Genomic DNA, 19,811 nt, shown 5'->3' with positions numbered 1-19,811 from the left:
CACGGCGAGGAGGCGGGTGTGGGTAGCTACCTCCTGCGCCGGGTGCTGCTGATGGTCCCGGTCCTGCTGGGCACGACGTTCGTCATCTACGCGGCCGTCTACGCGCTGCCCGGCGACCCGGTGCAGGCCCTGGCCGGCCCCGACCACATGGTCACCCCCGCGGCGGCCGCGGCGATCAAGGCGCACTACCACCTCGGCGACCCCTTCCTCGTGCAGTACTGGCACTACCTGGTCGGCCTGCTGCACGGCGACTTCGGCATCGACCTGAACAACACCCCGGTGTCGGCGGTCATCGAGGCGAGCTGGCCGGTCACGGTCAAGCTCGCGCTGATGACCTGGGTCATCGAGGCGGTCGTCGGGGTCGCGCTGGGCTTCCTCGCCGCGCTGCGCGCCGGCCGGGCCACCGACATCGCGGTGCTGGGCGGGTCCAGCCTGATCCTGGGCGTGCCGTACTTCATCACCGCCTACGTCGCCCAGGTCTTCCTGGGCGTGAAGCTCGGCTGGTTCCCGGTCTCCGGCACCGACGACGGCTGGCCGCTGAGCTATCTGGTCCCCGCGCTGTGCCTGGCGCTGCTCGGGGTGCCGGAGATATCCCGGCTGACCCGGGCGAGCATCCTGGAGAACCTCGGCGCCGACTTCGTCGACACCGCGACGGCCAAGGGGCTCAGCCGGGCCCGCGTGCTGGTCCGGCACGTGCTGCGCACCTCGCTCATCCCGGTGGTCTCCATGCTGGGGACGAACCTGGGCTACCTGCTGTCGGGCACGATCCTGATCGAGGGCATCTTCAACCTCCCCGGGCTCGGCTACCAGGTCTTCCAGAGCGTCCAGCAGCACGACGGCCCCACCGTCGTCGGCATCAGCACCCTCCTCGTGCTGGTCTTCCTCCTTGTCAACCTGGTCGTGGACCTGCTCTACGGCGTACTCGACCCGAGGATCCGCCTTGACTAGCGCCCTGCAGCCGACCGCCCCCGCCGCGGCCGCGGAACCGGCCGCGGCCGGCCCCGCCGCCCGGCCCGGCGAACCCGGCACCCTGCGCCGGCTACTGCGCCGGCCGCGCTTCTTCCTGCCGCTGGGCGTCGTGGTGCTGCTGTGCGCGATGGCCGCCGTACCGTCGGCCTTCGCCGGGTGGTTCGGGCACGGCGACCCGCACCAGTGCTCGCTGGAGCACAGCGGCCAGGGACCCGCCCCGGGACACCCGTTCGGCTTCGACGTGCAGGGCTGCGACCTCTACAGCAACGTCGTGCACGGCGCCCGCGACTCCATCAGCATCGGCCTGCTGACCACGGCGCTGACCCTGGTCGTCGCCGTCGTCCTCGGCTCGCTGGCCGGCTACTTCGGCGGTGTCGCCGACATGCTGATCAGCCGGCTGATGGACGTCTTCTTCGGCTTCCCGATGCTGGTCGGGATGATCGTGGTGCTGGAGACCTTCAGCGTGCACAGCATCCTGAGCGTGTCCCTGGTGCTGGCGCTCTTCTCCTGGCCGGTGCTCACCCGGATCATGCGCTCCTCCGTGCTCGCCACCCGCGGCCTGGACTACGTCACGGCCGCACGGGAGCTGGGCGCCGGCCCGGTGCGTATCCTGCTGCGCCACGCGATACCCAACGCCATCATGCCGGTCGCCGTCCTGACCAGCATCAACATCGGCGGGGTGATCACCGCGGAGGCGTCGCTGACCTTCCTCGGGGTCGGCCTGACCGCCCCGGCGATCTCCTGGGGCGTGCAGCTCAACAGCGCGCAGCAGTACTTCACCACCCACCCGGGCCTGCTGCTCTTCCCCGCCCTCTTCCTGTCGCTGGCCGTGCTCAGCTTCGTCCTGCTGGGCGACTGCCTCCGCGACGCCTTCGATCCGAGGCTGCGATGACCGCCACCACCGACAAGACGCCCGCGGACGCGGGCCACCCGCTGGCCCGCTTCCCCGGCTACGACCCGGCCGCTCCCCCGCTGGAGGTCACCGACCTGCGGGTGGCCTTCGCCGACCGGCCCGGCCGGCCGGGTTCCGGCAGCGTCGTCGTCGACGGCGTCAGCTACCGGACGGAGGCCGGCCGCACCCTGGCCGTGGTCGGCGAGTCCGGCTGCGGCAAGAGCCTCACCGCGCGGGCGGTGATGGGCATCCTGCCGGCGGGCGCGCAGGTCACCGGCGGTTCCGTGCGGCTGCACGGCATCGACCTGCTCGGTCTCGACCGGCGCGCGCTGGCGAGGATCCGCGGCCGGCACATCTCGATGGTCTTCCAGGACGCGCTGTCCGCGCTGAACCCGGTGCTGCCGGTCGGCTTCCAGATCGCCGAGGTCTTCCGCGCCCACGGCGACCTGACCCGCCGACAGGCCGAGCGGCAGGCCGTGCGGATGCTGGACCGGGTGCGCATCCCGGAGGCCGCCCGCCGGGCCGGCCACTACCCGCACCAGTTCTCCGGCGGCATGCGCCAGCGGGTCATGATCGCGATGGCGCTCGCCCTCAACCCCGAGGTGGTCATCGCGGACGAGCCGACCACCGCGCTCGACGTGACCGTCCAGGCGCAGATCATGGAGCTGCTCGCCGACCTCCAGGCGGAGCACTCCGTCAGCCTGGTCCTGATCAGCCACGACATGGGCATCGTCGCCAACGCCGCCGACCGCGTCGTGGTGATGTACGCGGGCCGGGTCGCCGAGCAGGCACCGGCGGAGGACCTCTACGGCCGGCCCGCCCACCCGTACACCCGGGCGCTGCTCGACGCGATCCCGCGCCGGGGCTCCCGCGGCCGGCCGCTCAACGTCCTGCAGGGTGCGCCGCCCGACCCGGCGGACCCGCCGCAGGGCTGCTCCTTCGGACCGCGCTGCGCGCTCGCCGGCGAGAACTGCCGCACGGCGCCGCCGCTGCACGCGGTCGCCCCGCACCACGCCAGCGCCTGCCACCACTGGAAGGAGGTGGCGGGCCGATGACCGACGCACCGCCGATCCTCGACGTCCGCGACCTCGTCAAGCACGTGCCCGTCCGCGGCGGCGGGCTGCTGCGCCGCACCGCCGGCAGCCTGCGGACCGTCGACGGGGTGAGCCTGGAGCTGCGCAGGGGCGAGACCCTCGGCCTGGTCGGCGAGTCCGGCTGCGGCAAGTCGAGCCTCGCCCGGCTGCTCACCGCCGTCGACCGCCCCACCTCGGGCGAGATCCGGCTGTTCGGCGAGCGCCTCGACCAGTTGCGGGGCAGCCGGCTGCGGGCCGCCCGGCGGCACATCAAGCTGGTCTTCCAGGACCCGTACGCCTCCCTGGACCCGCGGATGACCGTCGAGGCGATCGTCCGCGAGCCGTTCGTGATCCACCGCGACGTCGCCCCGCGCGCCGACCACCGGCGGCTGGTCGGCGAGCTGCTCGAACTCGTCGGCCTCAACCCCGACCACGCCCGCCGCTACCCGCACCAGTTCTCCGGCGGCCAGCGGCAGCGCATCGCCATCGCGCGTGCGCTGGCACTGCGCCCGGAGATCCTGGTGTGCGACGAGCCGGTCTCCGCCCTCGACGTCTCGGTGCAGGCCCAGATCGTCAACCTGTTCAGCTCGCTCCAGAAGGAACTGGGCATCGCGTACGTCTTCATCGCGCACGACCTGTCGGTGGTCGAGCACATCGCCGACCGGGTCGCGGTGATGTACCTGGGCAGGGTCGTCGAGCAGGGCACGGTCGAGGAGGTCTACGACAACCCCCGGCACCCGTACACCGGGGCGCTGCTGTCCGCGGTCCCCGACCCGGTGCCCGACCCGGCCCGCAGGGCCGCGAGGGTCGGGCTGCAGGGCGATGTGCCCAGCCCGCTCGACCCGCCCTCGGGCTGCCGCTTCCGCACCCGGTGCCCGCGGGCCGCGGACGAATGCGCCGCCCACGAGCCGCCGTTGCACGCCCCGGCGGCGGAGCCGGGGCACGCGGCCGCCTGCCACTTCCCGCTGCAGCCGGCCGCCCGCGGCACGGCGGAGGCGTAACGCCGTACGGGTGGGCCGGCGGCAGCGGGCTCAGGTCAGGACCTCCAGACCTGGACCTCCGAGAGCTGGCCGGCCGGCCACCCCGAGTTGGCGGTGACCGTCACCCGGACGTACCGCTGGGTGGTCGCGGGGAAGGTGACGGTGACGGTGTTGTCGGCCGCCGGGTCGAAGGTGTACGCCGCGGCGGCCTTCAGGGTGCCGAAGGCCGAGCCGTCGGTACTCCCCTGCAGGGACAGCGTCTGGGTGCGCGAGCCCCAGCCCGCGGGGAGCCGCAGCACGACGCGGGAGATGCTCTGCGCCGAGCCCAGGTCGACCTGGACCCACTGGGGGAAGGCGTTGTTGGCGCTCTCCCAGTAGCTGGCGCGGTCCGCGTCCGTGACGTTCGAGGAGGCGTACGCCTGCGTGTGGCTGGACTCGCCGGTGGCCCGGCCCGCCGCGAGGTCGGTGGCGGGGGTGGTGCCGCCCGAGGTGGCGAAGGCCAGCTGGTTGAGGTTCCAGCCGCCGTTGTCCTGGTTGAGCGTGAGGACCTGCCGGCCCGCGGGCAGCGTGACAGCGGCGGTGACCGTGGCCCAGTTCTGCCAGCCGCCGGTGGCCGGGATGCTCACCGCGCCGCTGAGGTCGGCGCCCGTGGCGCTGGACAGGTGCAGGGCGCCGCTGACCGCGGCGGGCGCGGCCACCCGCAGGCCGACGGTGTACGTGCCGGCCGTGGCGACGTCCACGGTGTAGCGGAACCACTGCCCGCCGCCGGTCCAGCCCAGGTCGTAGCCGCCGCCGGTGTCGGAGGTGGCCTCCAGGTCGATGCCGTCGGCGCGGTAGGCGGTGCCGTTGCCGTTGACCGAGGCCGCGTTGTAGGCGACGCCCTGGCCGCCGGTGTCGTAGTTCTCCGCCTGTACGGTGCCGGGCACCGCGGCGGGCGTGCCGCCGTAGGGGCCGGCCGCGGGGGGTGTGGAGGTCTGCCAGCTGTTGCCGCTCAGCGTCGCGCTGAAGCCGGCGGAGTTGTCGGCGTACGCGGTGGCTCCGGTGCGCAGGCCGGTCAGGGTGTTGCCGGTGATCGAGGCGGACCCGCTGGGGGCCGGGTAGAACGGCGGCGAGATCACCACCCCGTTGCGCCCGGGGTCGGTGATGGTGTTGTCCTGCAGCAGCGTGTTGGTCGAGGTGGAGAAGCCGACGGCGTCGTACACCGAGTCGGCGACGGTGTTCCCGGTGACGGTGACGTGGTCGACGGTGCCGGTGTTCTGCCCGTCGCCGCCGTTGCCTACGTGCAGTGCGGGCTGGCCCTGGCTGTAGGCGTTGCCGCCGGAGCGCACGACGACGTTGCCGGTGACCGTCGCGGACAGCAGGTCGCTGCCGTTGACGCCGAACCGCCCGGCGCCCAGGCCGATGTAGCGGGCGGTGTCGCTGATGTAGTTGCCGCTGACCAGGTGGCCGCTGCCGCCGTAGATGCCGATGCCCTTGCCGCCCCAGGGGGCGATCGCGGTGTTGCCGGTGAGGGTGACGCCGGACATCGGGTGGTAATAAGTGGTGGTGCCGCCGCCGGTGTTGTAGTTCACCGAGTTGATCGCCATCGCGTCGTCGCCGGTGCCGCGCACGAAGTTGCCGGTCGCGGTCAGGTTGTTGCCGGTGTCGGCGTTCAGCGAGACGTTGTTGAGGTTGATCCCGTCGGCCCAGATCGAGGTGAGCCGGCTGTTGCGGACCGTGCCGCCGGTGCCCGACGCCCAGAAGCCGGACATGGTGTGCTGGGTCCAGATGCCCTCGGCCGACCAGTCGGTGCCGGTGGTGTCCATGGCGCCGCCGTCGCCGCCGATGGTGCTGCGGCTGACGGCGTCGGCGTCGATGTGGAAGTTCTGCACATGGCAGGACGTCAGCTCGAACAGCGCGGCCAGCGGGGTGCTGTTGGGCACGGGTACGTCCCGGTAGACCGTGCTGTACCAGAGCCCGGCGCCGGCGATCGTGATGCCGCTCGCCCGCAGCCCGGTGGTGCCCTTCACGTAGAAGGTGCCCTGTGGGATCCACAGGGTCTTCGCCTCGGACTGCGCCTGGTTGATGCAGTTCTGGATGGCGGGACCGCTGTCCACCGCCTGGCCGTCGGCGGCGCCGTTGGTCGGGGTGTCGTCCGCCACCGCTCCGCAACTGGTGATCGAGATCGAGCCGGCGGGCTGGGCGGCCGGTGCCGGCGGGTTCTCCACGTCGACGGAGTCGATGTCGTAGGACGACGCGCCGTTGGCGGAGTCCTTCTTCAGCGCGAAGGTGGCGCCGGGCGCGATCGGGGCGCCGGTGACGAAGGTGTGCGACTCGTCGAAGAAGACCCGCGGGGAGCCGTCGGCCGGGTTCTGGTTGTCGCTGGTGTTGTAGTTGTTGTTGCCCTCGTACACCCAGGTCTGCCGGGAGTTGAGGTTCAGCGCCTGCCGGAAGGTGCCGTCGACGTAGAGGTCGAGGGTGCCGGTCAGGCCGCCGCCGGACGCCGAGTCGGGGATGCTCGCACGGACGTTGACGAAGCTGATCGGGTGTCCTGTGGTGTTGGTCCACTGGACCGACTGCCCGGTGCCGCCCAGATGCGCGTACGCGTGCCCGGACGCCTCAAGGGTCGCGCTGGAGTACTGCGTGGTGGGCGCCGAGGTCAGTGACACGGCGCCGGCGCCGCCGCCGAGCGTTCCGGCCTCGCCCTCGTAGATGGCGAAGGGCGTGTTCGCGCCCGCGGCGGCGCTCGCCGCGAGCGCCGCCGGTACGTCGGAGGTGTGCGGGGCGGCGGCGTGGGGGGTGGCGCCCGCCGGCGCGACGGACATCCAGGCCAGCCCGACCAGGGCGGCAAGGGCCGCGGACATACGTGGGAGGACCCGCGTTCTCCGCAGTGGCCTCGGGATCGCACGCATCGATGCTCCTTGAGGTGTGGGGGGGAAGGGCGTCCGTACCGTACTGAGCACCCCGTCACACCGCAAGGTTTCGCGCTGTCCAAGAAAATTTTGCACAACGTGATGGAATCAGCGCACTACACAACAGATACATCGGATGACCGAGGATCATGCGGGCGGAGTTCGCACGCTCCGAATTTGCGCCTGCTTGAACCGTGCGCACGGAAAACCACCTCGCGCCACGGGAATTACCACGCGCACCAATACCGTCAATTCAACTCATGCGATTCAGGCCTCGTCCAACTGGTTACCGCACAGGGCGACCTGCCGCTACTCTCGGCTCCCCGAGTGTTCTCGAACCACCTCAGCAGGGAGATCCCGAACCATGTCGCACGATGTGCCGCCGCCGCCCGGGCCGCCGGCCCAGCCTCCGAACTCCGGAGTCCCGTCAGGAAATTCGTTCGACCCGGCATCGGTCGCCCGCCCCGACTGGGCGATTCTCGGTATCGGGTTCATCGTGTTCATCTTCTCGTTCTTCAACTACTACAAGTGGGAATACCGCGGCCTCGGCATCAACCTCAGCAGCACCTGGAGCGCCTGGCACTTCGACCACGGGCTGTTCATAGCCTGGCTCGCGATGGTCGCCACCGTCGTCGGCGCGGCCGTCGTGGCGATCAGCCTGTTCTCGCCCGCGGTCCAGCTGCCGCAGCCCGCCAGGGCGCTGTCCTTCCTCGCCTTCGCGGTGGGCTTCGTGCTCTACCTGATCGCGATCTTCGCGCACTCGGACTTCGGCCCGAACGGCGGCCACGACTTCAGCTTCTGGATCAGCCTGGTGCTCTCCGGCGCCGGCGCGGTCATCGCGCTGATGCGTGCCCAGCAGACCAACACCGCACTTCCCGGCCCGCTGGCGAGCCTGCCGCGCATCGGCAAGTAGCCCTGCCGGGAGTTCCACACGGCAGAGGACCGCGGTCACCACTGGGGTGGTGGCCGCGGTCCTCTGCTTTACCCGGCTGTCCTGCCCGGCGTCACCGGGCGGACCCGGTGCCCGCCCCGCTCCGTATTACCGGTTGTTCAGCAGGTTCGTCAGGTTGCGGGCCTGCTGGTTCCAGGTGTCCTTGGCGGAGCCCATGTGTTCGACGCCGAACCAGGCGAACCAGTTGGAGCCCGTCGTCTTGCCTCGCTGCGTCAGGTACACCCCGTTCTTCCGGGACGAGATCGAGAACTTGATCTGCGAGCCGGGGTCGTCGAAGTACCCGTGGTTGGTGACGGTGAAGGTGAAGGAGGTCTTGTCCTTGACCGACACGGTCACGTTGCCGGGCCCGCCGGCGATCCTGCCCAGCCCGTGCGCGATCGACTCGCCGGGATGCAGGGTGCACTTGGCGCCCTGGGTGAACGTGGCGCAGCCGGTCACCCTGAACGGGAAGATCTCGGCGGGATGCGCCTTGAAGAAGGCCATGATCTCCTCAGGTGTGCCGAGGCTGTTCGGCCCGAGGTATTCCGACGTCGTGTAGTCGTAGCTCGGGTGGGGGTTGAAGGCGACGGACTTCTCCTGGGCGTGCTCCGCCGCGTAGGTGTCGTGCTCGACCGGCGGCGGGCTGCCCCCGTACAGGTCCTTGATCAGGTCCTGCCACTCGGGATCCTTCGGCGAGGTGATGCCGAGGGTCCCGCACAGGTCGTCGCAGTGCGTCCTGGCGTAAGTGACCGCGCGCTGCTGCTTGATGCTCACGTCCGGGTTCTGGTTGATCTTGCTGGACCCGCACTCGGTGTGCACGCAGTCGCCCGCCTGGGTGGCCCAGGCGCTGCAGTCGCTGCCGCAGGCGTTGCCGTGCTCGTTGCAGCCCTCGTGGCCGTTGCGGCAGGTGTAGAGGCCGGTCGGGTCGGTCTGGGTGACGGGGTCGTTGCCCGCGTAGGCGTAGCCGTTGAGCGACTGCGGGTCGCTGCTGTCGATCTGCGGGTCGACGGAGGCGAAGCGGCCGGTGGCCGGGTCGTAGTCGCGGGCGCCCAGATGGGTCAGGCCGGTGCCGGCGTCGTTGACGCCGCCGACGAAGCCCCGGTCGCCGGACCAGCCTGCCGGCGCGGTGCCCCGCACCTGGCCGAAGGGGGTGGTGCGGCGCTGCTGCATGGCCAGGCCGGTGCTGTTGATCTGGAGCTGGCCGGTGCCCTGGCCGTCGGCGACGAGGAAGTACACCGTGTTGTCGTCGGTGCGCATCGCCTGGTTGCCGTCGCCGAGATCGTAGTAGCGGGTGGCGTGCGGGGTGGTCGACCCGGTGGCCACGGTGACCTCGGTGCCGCCGAGGTAGAGCGTGCTGCCGCTGCCCGTGCGCTCGATCAGGCGGTTGCCGTCGGCGTCGTAGACGTAGGCGGTGCTCTTCCCGTCGTCGGTGGTCACCTGGGCCAGCCGGCCCTCGCCGTCCCACACCAGGGTCTGCTTGCTGCCTCCGCCGACGGCACGGGTCTGGGTGTCGCCGCTCGCGTCGTAGGTGTAGGAGTCCACCGCCGTGCCGCCGGGCCCGGTGGTCTGCACCTGGCTGAGGGTGTGCGGCTGCGGGGCGGTGGGGGCGGGGTAACTGTAGTTGCGGACGGTGTCCTGGGCCGGGTTCCCGGTCGTGGAGTGGTCGGTCTCGCTGGTCCGGTCGCCGGCCTGGTCGTACCCGAGGGACTGCCAGTACGAGGCCGGTCCGCCGAGCGCCTGCGCGGACGGGGTGGTGGCGCAGCCCGCCGTGCTCTGCGCCCACGCCTCGGTCAGCCGCCCGAGGTAGTCGTACTGGAAGCACTGGGCGTCGGTGCCGTCACGGGAGACGTCGGTGAGCGAGGTGATGTCGCCGGCCTGGTCGTAGCCGTAGGTGGCGGACTTGTCCGTGCCCGGCACGTCCTGCCGGTCGACCCGGGAGTTGGCCAGCCGCTCGGTGCCCCACTGGTAGGTGTTGGTGACCTGGGTCATCTTCTGCCCGGCCGCCTGGAAGGTGTACTGCAGCGCCTGCCCTGTGTAGCTGTAGTCGGTGGCCGTGGTGTAGGTGGCGCCGCCGGAGCCCGACACCGTCACGGGCCGCAGCACCTCGTCGTAGGTCGGGGTGACCGCCTCGGCCGCGAGGCCGCCCGCCGCGGGGTAGCCGACGGACTGCGTGGTGCCGTCCGCGTTGTACTGGACGTTGGCCTGGTAGGAGCCGGCCAGCGCGCCCTCGGCGGCCGGGATCGTGGTCGTGGTGCGGTGGGCGCGGTAGAGGTTGTCGTACAGCCCGTAGGTCACGGTGTACGCAGAGCCGCCGGCACCGCCGACGTAGCGGGTGGCCGAGGCGGGCTTGCCCTTGAAGCCGGCCGGGTCCCACACGTGCTTGGTCAGCAGCGGCCCGCTCGCGTCGCCGTCGTGGGTCTCGGTCTCCCGGCCGAGCCCGTCGTAGAGGTGGGTGATGGTCTTCCCGCGCTGGTCGGTGCTCGACGCCAGGTGGTTGCGGTCGTCGTAGACGCTGTTGGTCGTCCCCTTGTCGGGGTCGACCGCGCTGGTCTGGTTGCCGCGCTGGTCGTAGCCGAAGCCCCAGACGGTGCCCGACGGGTCGGTGATCTTGTCGAGCAGGCCGGCCGTGTTGTACTCGTAGGCCGTCTTGTCGTACGCCCCGGTGGGCGTCGAGGCGTGGTACTGGTCCAGCTCACGGGTATTGCCGCGGGCGTCGGTGACCGTGGTGGTCGGCGTGCCGCCCTGCGGCGGGGTGACCGTGGTGCGGTCGCCGCCGTAGGCCGTGGTGGTGGTCGCCAGCACCGTGCCGCCGTCGCCGTTGCCGGCCACTTGGCGGCTCTGGGTGATGCGGCCGAGACCGTCGTAGGTGTTCCAGGTCTGCGTCTCCACCGACAGCGCCTCGTCCAGCGTGTAGAGGACGGTGGAGGGCGCCTTGGCGGCGTAGTAGGAGGCGAAGGACTTGTCGACCAGGCCGCGGGAGTCGTAGAAGGTGTCGGAGACCAGCATGCCGCCCTTCGGCCCGGGTGCCTGCGCCTGGCGCACCCTCAGGAAGCCGTCGTAGAGGGCGTAGGAGGTGTGGGTGCCGGTGCCGGCCAGGGTCGTGGTGCCCACCACCGGGGGCTTGCCGTCGGTGACGGTGTAGCTGAACGCGTAGTCGGGCGTCTGGCTGTTGGCCTTGGACCGGTCGGGCAGCCAGATCTTCAGCTTGCGGCCCAGCGCGTCGTAGGTGGTGTCGGAGCGCTTGCTGTTGGTGTCGACCACGGTGACCGGCAGCCTGCGCACCGGGTCGAGGGTCGTCGTGGTGGTCTGCGCGGTCGTGGCGTCGCCCGCCGTGGCCGGCGGCGTGGTGACCGCGACCGTCAGCGGGAAGCCGCCGGCCGGCGAGTAGGCCGTCGTGGTGACCCGTCCGTCGGTGCGGTCGGTGCGCTGGGGTGCGCCGGTCACCGTGGCGGTGACGTTGCCGCTCAGGTCGGTGGCCGAGGTGGTACGGCCGTAGCCGTCGTAGGCGGCGCCGGTCTCCAGGTAGGTGGCGGTGGTCCCGTTGTGGGACTTCAGGGTGGCGACACGGGTGGCGTCACCGGCCTTCGGCGCAGCCCCGTAGGCCTGCCCGTCGTAGGCGGTGCGGACGTCGGACAGCACGTCCTTGGCGTAGTTCGGCGTGCCGTTGCAGGGCACCGCCAGCGTCAGGATCCGCGACGGGGCGTTCAGGATCCAGGCGGTGGTGTTGTCCACGTAGGTGGTCGTGGTGCAGCGGTCGTCTGCCGCGGTGGACACGTCGCCGTGGTCGTCGGTGGTCAGCACGCGGCCCGCGGTGTTCTCGAAGCTGCGGGTGACGTCGGTGATCCGCCACGACGAGCCGGCGCCCGCGTCGAGCGAGGTCCAGGCGCGGGTCTCGGTGGTCCCGGTCAGGTTCGCCGCGATGGTGCCCCAGCTGCGGGTGACCGAGCCGGTCTCGTGGTGCCAGGGGGTGTTGACGGTCTTGTCGAGGACCTTGCCGGACGGCCCTGAGTAGTGCTCCGTCTTGTACTCGAACCCGGACAGCGAGTCGTGGTCGGTGATGCTGCCGCCGTTGTCGTCCGACACGCTCACGCTGCGCTTGGCGCCGGTGGTCTTGTCGCCGTCCATGCCGCGCAGGTAGTAGTGGTCGGTCTGGGAGAGCATGCCGACCGGGTCCTGGCCGCCGGTGTCCACCCGTACGTGGGCGTAGCCGCGGTAGGTCGACCAGGTCTTGTACTTCTCCTTGGTGATGCCGTCGTCGGAGTCGTAGTGCCAGGCGGGCGCACCGAGGTAGTCGTACGTCGTCACCTCGTCGGGCGAGGTGACGGTGCGGTCGGACCTGACGGTCTTGGCGACCACGTACTTGTTGAACCACTGCAGGCTGGGGTCCTCGTCACCCTGCTTGGTGACGTACTGCGGGAAGCACAGCGTGCCGTTGGAGTCCGGGGCCGGCAGGTGGGCGGCGTCGCAGGCCGCGGTGGAGTAGGTGATGTCCGTCTGGCCGCCGGACTCGTCGTCGATGGTGGCGACGCGCTCCTTGATGAAGGGCGAGGTGTTGTCGCCCGGCACGTCCAGCCGGTTGGTGCGCTGGTCGTAGCCGAAGGTGACCTTGGGCATCGTCAGGTCGGGGGCGCCCTCGGGGGTGTCGGCCAGGCCGGTGTGCTCGATGGACGCCAGCTCCAGCTGGTAGTCGATGTCGGCCATGCCCCACTGCTGGGCCAGCTTCCAGGTGTCCACCGGCGTGTAGGTGCCGGCGGAGGTGAGCACCTGCGAGGTGACCGCGGTCAGCCGCTTGCGGGTCCAGAAGGACGGGCCGAAGGCGTCGCAGTCACCGGTCGACTTGCAGTTCAGGTCCCAGGGTGTGTCGTACCAGGGGAAGGAGTTCGTGTCGATCTTCGAGGCGTCGCAGGCGCCCGCCGTGGCGTCCAGGCAGCGCTCCGCGCTGGTGAACTGGACCTGGGCCAGCGCCTTGGCGGAGTAGACCGCGGTGGACTTCAGCCCGTAGTCGATGTGGTCCAGGGTGCCGCCGCGGACGTAGACCGTGGGGTCGGAGGCGGTCCTGTCGCGGCCGTAGTAGTTGGTCTCCTTGTTGTAGTAGTAGGCGATGGCGTTGCCGTGCGGGTCGACGGAGTAGTCGAGGTTCCACCGCCAGCCCTGCTGGCACCAGGACGTCGCGAACGTCGAGCCGTGGCAGGGCTCGTCGGCGTTGTTGCCGAAGACCGGCACGGTCCAGGTCGAGTCGGTGGTCGTCTTGCCGCTGGCCCAGCCGGGCAGCTTGTTGTAACCGAAGTAGTACTGGGTGCCGTCGGTGGTCGTCACCCGCCAGTACTCGTCGTTGCGCGCCCCGTTGGAGCGCACGTCGCTCGAACTGCCGTAGACCCGGTCGATCTTCGTGCCGTCGTCGCCCTTGATCCGGAAGGAGTTGGTTCCGGTGGAGACCAGCTGGCCCGAGTGGCCCTCGAAGGAGATGGTGGCGTTGTCGTACGCCCAGCACAGGTCCCCGACCTTGTAGCCGTCGGAGTCCTTGACGCCCTCGTCCGCGCAGGGCTTGTAGCTGCGCTCGATGTAGCCCGGGGACATGTCGAAGCCGTCGCCCGCCCAGGAGGACTGGTTGTTGGTGCTGCTGGTGCGGCCGTCGACCGCGCCGGAGTCGTAGGTCAGCGTCACCTTCGGGTCGAAGCTGCCCGGGACGTCCGGCGCGGGCATGTCGTACGACCAGGTGAACGTGCCGGTGCTGGGTCCCACGTCCCATGTCGAGGAGGGGGACAGCGAGGTGGCGGCGTAGTCGCCGTGGTCGCCCGACGTGGCGGCGGTCGCCGCGAGCACCATGGGCGTGGCGGCGGAGGCCGACGCCAGGGAGAGCGCGTCGGCGCTCAGCGTGTGGGTGGCGGTGTCGTTCGTGGTGGGGAGGGGGGCCTGCCGGGTGCAGGCCGCCTGCTCCGGGGTGGTCAGCGCGCAGGCCGGCAGCCGCACCAGGTGCAGCCGCGCGGCATACGCCCCGCCGTAGGCCTGGGCGTAGGCGCTGTCGTCCACGCGGACGCCCACGGTGCCGCCGGCGGATTCCGCCTGCGGGGCGAGGGTGAAGAGCAGGCCGTCCACGCCCGCTGCCCGGGTGGCCTTACGGTCGAGGACCCGTACGGTCGCGGTGCCGGTCACCGCGGTGGCGCCCGCCGCGGCGCCGGCGCCCTTCGCGGTCCCGGCCGGCTTCGCCGCCGCGGGCACCGTCAGGGTCACCGGGAGGCTCCCGGCGCGGACGGCACCGGCCCCGGCCTGTGCGGCGGGGAGCGCGACGGTGGCGCTCCCCGGCTGCGCCCAGGAGTGCGCGCCGCTCTGCGCGGGCCGGTGCGGCAGCCCGTCCTGGGCGCGCGGCACCGTCGTACTGCCCGAGTGGCCGGCCACCGGCACGCCGGGGGACGGCTGGTGCGCCAGGCCGTCGGCCTGCGCCACCGGTAGCGCCACCACCTGCAACATACCGGCCAGCAGCACTCCGCAGACCGGCAGAGCCGCCCTGCTGCGTGCCCCGCCCGATGACATCCGTCTGTTGATCACGCCTGCCCCGTCCCCATCCGTCGACGTTTCTGCGTCATGCCATGCGTGGGAGGGGCGGCGCGCGATGCCCGCGCGCCGCCCCGGTGGTACGACCGGGTCAGGGCCCGGCGGTGGTGTCCAGATCCGAGCCGCTGGCCAGCGCCGCGATCTGGGTGTCGGAGGCCACGCCGCCGAAGACCCACACGTCGTCGATCACTCCGGGCCAGTACTCGCCCCAGGTCGACGCACCGGTCTTGATCCGGCCCAGTTGCAGGCCCTTGGTCGCGTCGAACGGCAGCACGGAGGAGTTCCACGACACCGACTCGGTGCACGACGGGTCGTCGGGCGTGCCGTCGTCGTCGCTGTCCGAGCAGAGCGACTGCTGCAGCTGGCCGTTGACGTACAGCCGCATCTGCCCGGCCATCAGGTCGTAGACCACCGCGACGTGGTCCCAGGACCCGTTGTTCTGGAAGCTGCTGTCCGAGGCGGTCGAGACGACGGCGGTGGTGCTGTCGGCGTTGGACGTCTGCAGCTGCCACGCGCCAGCGTTGGCCGGATCGGCGGAGTCCGGTACGTAGCGCACCGCGAAACCGCTGGTCGTCGCGCCGGCCATGCTCATCACCGTCACGGGTTTGGTGGGCCGTGCGGGTGTGGACACCCAGGCGCTGACGGTGAAGCTGCTGTCGGTGTGGATCGGTGAACTGCTGGTGGAGGCGTAGCCGTTCGCGGTGCCGTCCAGCACCAGGGACCCCGCGCCCACCATGCTGGCGGCACCGGTGGCGTCGATCTTCGCGCCGCTGCCGAGGGTCAGCGGGTGCTGGTCGGCCGCCGCGGCCAGCGAGTCGGGCGAGACCACGGGGCTGCCGGAGGCGCTGTCGAGCCGCCACCGCCCCTCGACCTGGAGCTGGTCGTGGAAGAGCGAGGCGGCCTCAGGAGCCGACAGCGCCCGGTCGTACAGCTGCACGTCGTCGACCTGGCCGGGGAAGAAGCTGCCCGGGGCACCGTCGTAGGACCCGGCGCCGATCTGGGTCGGGCCGCCGCCGTAGAAGGGCGCGGCGAACTTCGTCGTGGCCACCCACACACCGTTGACGTACAGCCTCATGTCGTCGGTGTTCGCGTCGTACGAGCCCAGCAGCTGCGTCCACACGCCGGCCGGCGAGTGGGTGGTGTCGCCCTGGGCCGCACGGACGATGTCGGCGGTGTCGGCGTCCGCGGTGTAGGCGTCGAACGACCAGCCGTAGGTCGCCGAGTAGTACAGCTCGAAGCTCGGTCTGTGGGCTCCGGTCTGGGTGGCGATGACGGCCGCGTGGTCCGGTTTGGACGACAGCTTCGCCCAGCCCACCACGGAGAAGCTGTCGAGGTTGTTGACGTGCGAGGACGCGGTGGCCGCGTAGCCTGTCGTGCCGTCGAGGGTCAGCGCGCCGTCCTGCGCTCCCGCGGTTCCCGCGGTGACCCCGCCGTGGAAGACCGCCGCGTCGACGTCGGCCCGCCCGTGCACCTGCGTGGTCGCGGTGCCGTCGGCCTGGGTGGTCGGCTCGTCCAGCGCGAAGACCGCCCGGGCGGGGCGTCCGACGCCGAGGGGCTGCCCGCTCGCCAGCCGGGTCACGTCGGCGGCGACCAGGGCCTTGTCGTAGATCCTGACGTCGTCGATCGTGCCGGGGAAGAAGGCTCCCGGCGTGCCCGAGTAGTTGCCCGCGCCGATCTGCAGCCCGCGCCGCGCGTCCCACGCGGTGGTGTAGCTCGTGGTCCCCATCAGGGTCCCGTTGACGTACAGCGCCAGGATGTGCTTGGACGCGTCGTACGATCCGAGCAGGTGGTACCACTGCCCGGCCGCCACTCCCCCGGCGGTCGCGGACATCGCCCGCACCGGTGTGGCCGCGGCGGTGTCGGCGCTGTACTGGTTGAAGACCCACCGGTCGTAGGCCTGCGAGTAGTACAGCTCGAAGCCCGGCGAGTCGTTGCCCGGCTGGGCGGCCACGATCGCGGCCGCGTCCGGCATCCGGTCGAGCTTCACCCAGGCGGCCACCGTCATGCTGGCGTCGGTGTGCACCGTCGGGATGTCGGACTGGAGGTAGGAGTCGGTGCCGTTGAAGTCGATCGCGGTGCCCGACCTGCCCGGGGCGCCCAGTGTCGGGGAGCCCACCACGCTCAGCGTCCGGTCGCCCGCGGTGCCCGCGGCCTGCGTGGCGCCGGCCGCGTCGTCCAGCTGCCACTCCGCCCTGGCCGGCTGGCCCTCCTTGACGCGGAACTGGTACTCCTCCGGCTCGCTGCCGTTGCCGGCGCTGTCGAAGCTCTGCGCGTACACGAAGTTCGTACCGGCCCGCGTCGGCCGGAACTCCACCGACTTGGCCGCGCCGCCGGTGGTGGTCACCGTGTGGGCGGTGTCGCACACCGGGTCGGCGTTGACGCCGTAGCAGTACTTGACCACGTCGGTGGACGACGAGTCGAAGCTGAAGCTGCCGTCCCGGCCGACGCCGTCGTAGGACGGGTCGTCGGGGTTGGTGTCGTCGACCGCCGGGTAGTCGCCGGAGCTGATCACCGGGCCGGCCGGCACGCTGGTGTCGTACACCCAGTAGCAGTTGGTCGCGGAGCCGGTGGACGACCACGGCGAGTAGCTGTAGTAGACGCCCTGGTCGTAGTCGACCGCCCGCGCCTGCCAGGCGATCGTCTTGTTCTTCGGGATCGTCTTGCCGGACAGGGTCGTGGTCAGCTTCGTGGAGAAGGTCGAGCCCGACTTCTTCGGTCCGATCTTGGCCGAGGTCCACTGGGTGACCAGGCCCTTGCCGTCACCGGCGTCCCACGCCACGGCGAACTGCACGCTCACCTCGTCGCCGTCGGGGTCGGTGACGTCGCTGGCGCTGATGGTCGGCAGGGTGCGGATGCGCACCGGTGACGACGGGCTGTGGCACGAGCTGCCGGGGCTCATCGACAGGTGGGACATGGGGATCTGCTTCGGCGGCATGTTGTAGTGCACCCGCAGGTACGCGTCGTCGGTGAAGCGCTTCCAGCCGTACTTGTCCGACTCGTCGTAGGCCCGCAGTCCGAAGGTGGTCGACGAGGAGTTGTGCGAGGCGGCGTACTTCACGCCGGTGGTCGCGTTGAACTCGACGTCGGACGCCGCGCAGCCGTCGTAGCCGTGCGCCTCGTTCTGGGTGTCCAGCAGGTCCAGCCAGTTGTCGGACGAGGAGTTCCACGTGGTGCCCGAGCTGAAGCCCTTCGTCCGCCACAGCTCGATCTTGCGTGCGCTGCACGAGCCCGACCACGTCTCATGGCCGACGAAGGTGGCGTCCAGGATCGTCTTCCCGGCGAACTTCGAGGTGGGGAAGGTGTAGAACAGCCGCTTCACGTCGGAGGGGGCGCAGTACGACCACGCGCAGTCGCCCACGCCGGAGTCCGAGTCGCCGTTGAAGTGGTACTGCGGGCTGGACGCCCAGTACTTCGACACCATCGTCCAGTCCCCCGCCTTGGGGGTGTACGTCTGCGGGTCGATGTAGAGCGGGTACGACGTCGCCGCGCCGGTGAGCAGGGCGGGGTCGGGCGTCAGGGTCAGCCGGGTGTCGGCCGGGTCGACCGCGACGCCGATCGGCGCCATCTTCGAGGTGTCGGTCGGACCCTGCGCCGGGTCGTCGGCGCCGGCGTCACCGGTGGCGGCGATGTCGGCGCTGCCGGCCTTCGCCGCCTTCGCGGTGGCCGCCGAGGCGGCACCGGAGTCCCACATGATCGGCTTCGGCGCGGCGAAGACCTCGCCGCCGCCGGTGGTGTCGGTCGCCGTCAGGCCGCCGTCCGCGGTGCGGGCGACGTCCAGGCCGGTCGCCTGCACCCCGAAGGTCAGCTGCGCCAGCGCCGGGTTCTTCGCGGCCGCGGCGGTGTTGACCACCACCAGCTCGTGGAAGCCGTCGGTGTCCGCGCGCACCTGCAGGTCGACGTCCGGCAGCACGTCCCGGTACGTGGCCGTGTCACCGCTCAGCGTCGGTGCGGGCAGTGCGGACGGCCAGCTGTAGGACAGTGTCCGCCCGTCCCTGTCCAGGGTCACCAGCGGAGTCGACCCGCCGCCAGAAAACGTCATCCCGACCGACGCCACCGCGGGTGCGATGCTGCCGTCGGGCTGCTTGACCAAGGTGTTGTCGATCGTCTTCCAGCCGCCGCCGACACGTGCCCGCACCGGACGCAGGTGCTGGTCGGTCTCCATGCCGCCGTCCGGCGTGGCGTAGGTCTCGCTGGACTCCGTCCGCAGCGAACTGATCTCCACGTTCTGCCCCGCGCCGGCGGCCTGCGCCGCCGCCGCGCTCTGCGTGAGCGCGGTGCGGTTCGTGTGAGCGCTGCCGCCCTTCGCCGCCTGTGCCTGCGCGGCTGCCCGTGTGTGCGTGGCCGCCTGTGCCGGCGCCGCCGCTGCGGACTGCCCGGCAGCCGCGAGACCGGCCGCGACGACCACGGCCGCGACGGTACCGGTCAGCATCCGACGCGAGCGCGCGCGTCTACCCCCACCCAAGTCCATGACCCCCCAGAGGACATGCGTGCCCGCGCGATCTTCGCGAGGCGCGCGATAGTTTGAGCACCGTAGATCACCATGCTCACGACAGACAAGAGTCGTCGGACAAAGATCCCTGCCCAGGAGGGATGTTGTGACGATTCGTCAACTATGTGTATGCAGCCGCGAGTTGGGGGTCGCCGCAGGGGGTGGCCGGTCCGCTCAGGGCACGTGCGGGCCGCCGAGATAGCGGCCCCGGGCGTCATAGGGCCAGGCGTTGGCGACGCAGCCGCGGAGGCCGTCTATCTGCTGCATCATCGCGGGCGCGGGCTTCCCCGGGCCGGGGCAGGTCTCGTGGCCGTGGCCGATGCGGTGGCCCACCTCGTGGTTGATGATCAGCGCGCGGTACTGGTCGACCGGCCCGGGGAATTCCGGTGAGCCGGTGTTCCAGCGCTTGAGGTTGACCACCACCTGCGGGCCGACGTCGCAGTTCACCTCGCCGTGGGTGTGCAGCCCCGCGGCTCCGCAGATGGAGTCCACGGTCGCCGGGGTGGCGATCTTCACCTCGAAGTCGTACGCCCCGCCGGAGACGAGCTGGAAGGCGTCGCGGTGATCGGCGGTCCAGCCGCGCGGATCGGCCAGGATCGCCTCGATCTCCCGGGCCGCGGTGTCGGCCGAGACCCCGGCCCCCTGCTCGACCTGCACCTTGTAGCGCCGGACCCGGCCGTGGCCCACCTTCCGGCCGGACACGGTGGCGGTGCTGAAGACTCCTGGCCCCTTCTCGGGGCCGGGGTCCGCGCTGGCGCCCGGGGCGCCCGGGGTGTGCCCGGCCGCCGTCGACGACGGTGTAGCGCCCCGGCCGTCAGCGCCGTCAGCGCCGTCGGCCGCGGCCCCGCCCGGGTGCCGTCCGGTCAGCACCGCACCGGCCAGCCCGACGGCCAGCACGGTGCACAGCACGTACAGTCCGCGCCGCCCGCGCCTTGCCCCGCGCATGCGCACTCCCCTGCTGCTGACTGCCGTCGAGGCCCGTGGCCTGCGTCTTCTTCCGTGTTGCATGGCAATTCAGCCTGGGCGTGCCAGGT

General features: G+C 71.4%; 9 protein-coding genes. 5 read left to right on the top strand and 4 right to left on the bottom strand.

The genetic code is table 11. The features are described from left to right. Positions 1 to 18: 18 nt before the first annotated feature. From NFU81_RS03030 to NFU81_RS03015, 4 genes are read left to right on the top strand one after another with little or no spacing between them, the layout of a single operon-like run. Entirely contained in the window at positions 19 to 948 is a 930-nt protein-coding gene (locus tag NFU81_RS03030) for an ABC transporter permease (RefSeq protein ID WP_251484686.1), read from the top strand. After that, complete coding sequence (locus tag NFU81_RS03025; RefSeq protein WP_251484684.1) at positions 941 to 1,861, top strand: ABC transporter permease; 921 nt, start codon at positions 941 to 943, stop codon at positions 1,859 to 1,861. The genes NFU81_RS03030 and NFU81_RS03025 overlap by 8 nt, the downstream gene beginning before the upstream one ends. Next, the gene (locus NFU81_RS03020; protein ID WP_251484682.1) at positions 1,858 to 2,916 is read left to right on the top strand and encodes an ABC transporter ATP-binding protein; all 1,059 of its coding nucleotides are present in this window, start codon (positions 1,858 to 1,860) and stop codon (positions 2,914 to 2,916) included. The genes NFU81_RS03025 and NFU81_RS03020 overlap by 4 nt, the downstream gene beginning before the upstream one ends. Beyond that, positions 2,913 to 3,935 carry an ABC transporter ATP-binding protein gene (locus tag NFU81_RS03015; RefSeq protein ID WP_251484680.1) on the top strand — a complete coding sequence of 341 codons (1,023 nt, stop codon included), beginning with the start codon at positions 2,913 to 2,915 and terminating at the stop codon, positions 3,933 to 3,935. Before NFU81_RS03020 ends, NFU81_RS03015 begins: the two co-directional genes overlap by 4 nt. A gap of 35 nt (positions 3,936 to 3,970) precedes the next feature. Here NFU81_RS03015 and NFU81_RS03010 read toward each other — a convergent pair whose 3' ends face one another. After that, on the bottom strand, positions 3,971 to 6,757 hold the full coding sequence (locus tag NFU81_RS03010) for a galactose-binding domain-containing protein (RefSeq protein ID WP_251484678.1): 2,787 nt from the start codon (positions 6,755 to 6,757) through the stop codon (positions 3,971 to 3,973). 412 nt (positions 6,758 to 7,169) lie between these two features. Here NFU81_RS03010 and NFU81_RS03005 point away from each other — a divergent pair, with 412 nt between their 5' ends. Further along, positions 7,170 to 7,718, top strand: a complete 549-nt coding sequence (locus NFU81_RS03005) for a hypothetical protein (RefSeq protein ID WP_251484676.1) — start codon at positions 7,170 to 7,172, stop codon at positions 7,716 to 7,718. Between the two features lie 126 nt (positions 7,719 to 7,844). Here the strand turns inward: NFU81_RS03005 and NFU81_RS03000 are convergent, their stop codons facing one another. The 3 genes from NFU81_RS03000 to NFU81_RS02990 all read right to left on the bottom strand — a co-directional run bounded on the left by NFU81_RS03000 (position 7,845) and on the right by NFU81_RS02990 (position 19,785). Next, on the bottom strand, positions 7,845 to 14,192 hold the full coding sequence (locus NFU81_RS03000) for an RHS repeat domain-containing protein (RefSeq protein ID WP_251484673.1): 6,348 nt from the start codon (positions 14,190 to 14,192) through the stop codon (positions 7,845 to 7,847). Positions 14,193 to 14,379: 187 nt separating this feature from the next. Further along, positions 14,380 to 18,717, bottom strand: a complete 4,338-nt coding sequence (locus NFU81_RS02995; RefSeq protein WP_251484670.1) for a LamG domain-containing protein — start codon at positions 18,715 to 18,717, stop codon at positions 14,380 to 14,382. A 234-nt stretch (positions 18,718 to 18,951) separates the two neighbouring features. Then, on the bottom strand, positions 18,952 to 19,785 hold the full coding sequence (locus NFU81_RS02990; RefSeq protein ID WP_422665135.1) for a DUF3152 domain-containing protein: 834 nt from the start codon (positions 19,783 to 19,785) through the stop codon (positions 18,952 to 18,954). Between the last annotated feature and the right edge of the window lie 26 nt (positions 19,786 to 19,811).

Origin of the sequence: Actinacidiphila cocklensis (assembly GCF_907177275.1) — a bacterium.
In the GTDB taxonomy this organism is placed as follows: domain Bacteria; phylum Actinomycetota; class Actinomycetes; order Streptomycetales; family Streptomycetaceae; genus Actinacidiphila; species Actinacidiphila cocklensis.
This window is presented reverse-complemented; position numbering and strand designations above follow the sequence as displayed.